This is a genomic window from Komagataeibacter kakiaceti JCM 25156 (genome assembly GCF_000613305.1).
The window spans coordinates 1-3794 of the sequence record NZ_BAIO01000214.1 but is presented as its reverse complement, the minus strand read 5'-3'; the positions used below and the strand labels follow the sequence as shown (position 1 = coordinate 3794).

The following is a 3794-nucleotide window of genomic DNA, read 5'->3' as shown; positions in this document are numbered from 1 at the left end:
CCAGCAGGGTCGGCAGCAGGATATTGGCCGCATCGGCGATCAGCGGCAGCTTGTCCTTCTGGTCCGCCGGTACGAGCGAGCCGAGCCACAGCGCGTCATGCACCAGCGGCAGGCCGGACAGCCGGTCGGACATGGCCCCGGCCTGTTTCAGGTCCGGCATCAGCACATCCACCGTATAGGGCGAATACTGCGGCTCGGACATGAGCATGCCCAGCGTGACCATCCCTTCGGATTTGGGGTTCTTGGTATGCAGGGGGTCGGCGTCGAATGTCAGGCGCGGCGTCAGCGCCAGACCCGCCAGCGCGATGACCATGAAAACCGCGAGGATCGGCTTGCGATGGCGGCGGATGCCCCTGTCGATGGGGCGGGCGAAGACAAAGCCCATCCGGCCATGTCCCGCCGTGGGGCGGAACAGCCGCAGCAGGGCGGGCAGCAGCGTCAATGTGCAGACAAAGGCGAACAGCATGCCAAAGCCCGCGATCAGCCCGAGCTGGGCCACCCCGACGAAGGCGGTGGGCGTAAAGGCGAGGAACCCCGCCGATGTGGCCGTGGCGGCGACGAGGATCTGATGCCCGGTCTCATTGCCGGTGCGCTCAAGCGCTTCCAGCAGGACGGGGGCGGTTCCATCGGGCAGCGTCTGCGCGCGGAAGCGGACCGAGAACTGGATGGCGAAATCCACCGCGATGCCGACGAACAGGATGGCGAAGGCGACCGAGATCAGGTTCAGCTTGCCCACCGCAAGGGCGGCGAAGCCCGTGGTCAGCAGCAGCCCCGACACCAGCGTAATGATGATCGGTACGATGATGCGCCATGTATGCACCGCCAGCACCAGCCACAGCGTGACCAGAACCAGCGAGCCGAGCAGCCCGGCCACCATGCCTTCGGCCACGGTCGCGAATTCCTCATCCGCGATCTGGACATCACCGGTGATATGGACATGCGCCCGCCCGCTCTTGACAAAAGGCAGGTCGCGCGCCGCCGCACGGATCGCATCCGACGCCGCGCCGCCGGGCTGGAATGAATCATAGTCCAGCCGGGGCTGGGTCACGACAAACTGGTACTTGCCCCCCAGGTCGGCCAGGTCGCCCGCCAGCATCCGCTCCCATGAAAGGGGTTCGGGCGTGCCATCCACCGAATGCTGCAACGTGGTGGCGAACCCATCCAGCGCCGCACGGAAATTGCCCAGATCCGCCTGCCCCTGGCTCAGGCCCAGCGCGATCAGGTCCAGCGCGCTGAACAGCCCGCGCCCCGAGGGATCCGCCGCCAGCTCGCTCAGGAAGGGCTGGGCGATGATGATGGTGTTGAGCACCCGCTCCAGCGCCTTGGGGTCAAGGAACATGAGCCGTTGCGCACAAGGTAGGGATCGGTCTGGGGCGTGGTGACGTAATTGAAATTGGCGTGGTCATCGCGCAGTCGGGCCGCCAGCCCCAGGGCGGTCTGCTGCGCCTCCTCCGGCAGGGCCGCGTCGATGACGGCGACAAGCAGGTCCTGCTTCTGCGGGAACAGACGCCCCATCTCGTCGGAGCGTTTCTTCCAGTCCAGCGAGGATGAAAACATCGTGTCCGTATCGGTGGTCACGCCCAGCAGCCTGTAGCTGGCATAGGTCGCGCCCGTTATCAGCACGGCAAACGCCAGTACGACCGCAATGGCACGACGGGAACAGAAAGCGACAAGACGCCCAAGCGGTACCGATAACATGACGAGTATTCAGCCCTTCAGAAACCTACGTCGTGCCGCATGGGGCGCGGCAGTCGGTGGAGAGGCCCGGTTTGGCCCATGATGTGGCATGGATGCAAGGTGGTTCTTTATGTCCTGACGGGGAGCCGATGACGCAACTTTGTCATGGCTGGCCGGGCAGGTGTATTTCCTTGGCGGAGGACGGGTCGGGACGGATCCAGCGTATTTCCATTACCTGCCATGCCAGAAGCGAGGGCAGGCCCCACGCGATCTCACGCAGGCGCTTGATGAGGGACAGCGCGATGCCCACCTGCGGCGACAGCCCGAACAGCCCCCCGATGATGATATAACCACCCTCCGACACGCCCAGCGCCCCCGGCACGGCGAACCCGGCGGACTTCGCGGCCTGCCCCACGCTCTCGATCACAAAACTGTCAGCCAGTGAAAGCGGGTGCCCCATCGCATCAAGAATGAGAAAAACCTCGAACGTGCCCAGCGACCAGCCCAGCAGTTGCAACGCCCCCGCGCGCAGCGAGTTCTCGTGCGTGCGGTAAAGCGCCAGGATTTCATGGTGCAGGCCACGAATGTCCTCCACCCCGTCCCAGCCCAGATGGGCGGCGATGCGTACCAGCAGCTTTTCCACGACCGAGACGGCGCCGAGATACTGGCTGCCAAGGAAAACCGCCCCCAGCAGGAACGCCGCCAGCGCGCTTTCCATCAGTTCATCCGTCACATGCGACCGATGGACAAGACAGAACAGCACCCCCAGCCCGATCAGGGTGAACGTGACCTGGCTGAGCAGTTCGATCGTCAGGTCACAGATGGTGGAGGCCGCGGCCCGCCTTATGCCCAGCCCGTCGCGCCGGGCCAGCAGGCGGGTTGTAATGACTTCACCCCCCACCTGCGCCACCGGCAGGAGGTTGTTGATCCCTTCGCGCGCGCAGCGCAGGGCGAAGAAATCCCGAAAGCCCAGCGGATGCCGCCCGGTCTGGGCCAGGATGCGCCACGCCTGCGCCGAGGCGCAGACCTGACTTGCATGGAAAACGATGACGGCGGGGATGCTCCACCCGCCAGCCGCGATCAGCCACAGAATGTCGCGCAGGCCGAAACGCCCCAGCATCCATATGGTAAGGCCGATCCCGAATGCCCCGGCGATGAGGGTGAACTGCCGCATCCGTCATCCCTGTCCACATAGCGAAAACAGGACCATAACAGGCTGATTTCAGCCATTTGTTCGGCCCCGCGCCATCCTAGCAGCCTCTGATTTTCTGAAGCAATGCGAGACTTTCAACACAGGCGGCCACGGCCTCGCGTCCCTTGTTGTGCACGTCATCGCGTGAGCGGACCACGGCCTGCTCATCGGTGTAGGTTGTCAGCACGCCAAAGGCGATCGGCACTTCCGTGTTCAGCGATGCCTGTTGCAGGCCAATCGCCGTTCCAAGGCTTATGAATTCGAAATGCGCGGTGTCGCCCTTGATCACGCAGCCAAGGCAGACCACGCCGTCATACCGGCCGGTACGGGCCAGTGTCTGCGCCAGCAGGGGCAGTTCATACGCGCCCGGCGCATACATGACATCTTCCCCGCGCATGGAAATCGCGTGTTCCGCCAGCCATGCCAGCGCGCCATCGCGCAGGCCGTGGGTCACATTCTCATTGAAACGGCTGACCACGATGGCGATACGCGGCGGATGGGCGAACTCAAGGCGCGCGGGGGTGGAGGGGGTATTGGTGCTCATATCCGGCTTTATCCGTATCCAGTGGTCTGGTTCAGTGTATGTCCGCCGTTTCCGGCTCGCACAGGGCATGGCCCATCCGGGTCCGCTTGGCTTCCAGATAGGCGCGGTTGAAGGGATTGGCGGCAACCTGCAGGGCAATGCGCTCACGCACGTCAAAGCCATGCTGCTGCAGGGCGCGCACCTTGTCGGGGTTGTTGGTCAGCAGGTCGAGCCGGTTCACGCCCAGCGCGTGCAGGATGGCGGACGCCGCATGCCAGTCGCGCGCATCGGTCTCGAAGCCAAGGCGGTGGTTGGCGTCCACCGTGTCCAGCCCCTCGTCCTGCAGGGCGTAGGCGCGGATCTTGTTGGCCAGCCCGATGCCGCCGCCTTCATGCCCGCGCA

The 3794-nt window shown here is 64.7% G+C and carries 2 protein-coding genes and 2 pseudogenes; all 4 read right to left on the bottom strand.

The window, feature by feature from the left end; all coding sequences use genetic code 11:
- Positions 1-1698 (bottom strand): annotated as a pseudogene (locus JCM25156_RS23580) (MMPL family transporter); the annotation flags it as partial.
- A gap of 142 nt (positions 1699-1840) precedes the next feature.
- Positions 1841-2851, bottom strand: a complete 1011-nt coding sequence (locus JCM25156_RS10865; RefSeq protein WP_025813099.1) for a lysylphosphatidylglycerol synthase domain-containing protein — start codon at positions 2849-2851, stop codon at positions 1841-1843.
- Between the two features lie 76 nt (positions 2852-2927).
- Positions 2928-3413: a 6,7-dimethyl-8-ribityllumazine synthase gene (gene ribH / locus JCM25156_RS10860; RefSeq protein ID WP_025813098.1), complete on the bottom strand. Its 486-nt coding sequence runs from the start codon at positions 3411-3413 to the stop codon at positions 2928-2930.
- A gap of 31 nt (positions 3414-3444) precedes the next feature.
- Positions 3445-3794 (bottom strand): annotated as a pseudogene (locus JCM25156_RS23575) (bifunctional 3,4-dihydroxy-2-butanone-4-phosphate synthase/GTP cyclohydrolase II); the annotation flags it as partial.